The following is a 543-nucleotide window of genomic DNA, read 5'->3' as shown; positions in this document are numbered from 1 at the left end:
TTTAAGAAAGTATTTGGCTCCCAGGAAAATAAAAGCATCTTACTCAGTTTTCTTAATGCAGTGTTAAACTGGACCGCAGAGCAAAAGATTGCAGACGTAAAAATCCTGAACCCTTACCTTGAACCGGAGAATATTGATGATAGTGTGGGCATACTGGATATCAAACTGCAATTAGAAAACGATGACCTGGTGGATGTAGAAATGCAGATTGGCAACCTGGGCAACATGGAGAGACGCAGCAGCTATTATGCCTGTCGCATGTTTGGCGACCAGAACATAAGCAGCGGAAGATATCAAGACCTTAACCGGGTAATCGCCATAAACATATTGGATTTTACCAGGATAAAACTTACTAAACGTTATCACACAATATTCAGGTTGCGAGAAACACAGGAGAATATAGACCTGACTGATGCAATAGAGATTCATTTCATCGAGTTGCCTAAACTAAAGCAAGAAATAGCGAGTTATACCAACCCGTTGGATAGATGGGTGGTATTTTTGAAAGGAGGATGGGATATGGAACTTATTGACAGGTTGGCT

Annotated in this window: 1 protein-coding gene; it reads left to right on the top strand. The window is 40.9% G+C overall.

Features of this window, described 5'->3' with window-relative positions; translation table 11 throughout:
* The coding region (locus AWB54_RS15020; RefSeq protein ID WP_153014773.1) for an Rpn family recombination-promoting nuclease/putative transposase at positions 1–543 on the top strand (543 nt) is incomplete at both ends.

It is taken from the genome of Syntrophomonas wolfei subsp. methylbutyratica (genome assembly GCF_001570625.1).
In the GTDB taxonomy this organism is placed as follows: domain Bacteria; phylum Bacillota; class Syntrophomonadia; order Syntrophomonadales; family Syntrophomonadaceae; genus Syntrophomonas; species Syntrophomonas methylbutyratica.
Note: the sequence above shows the minus strand (reverse complement) of the source record. Positions and strands in the feature narration are given on the sequence as shown.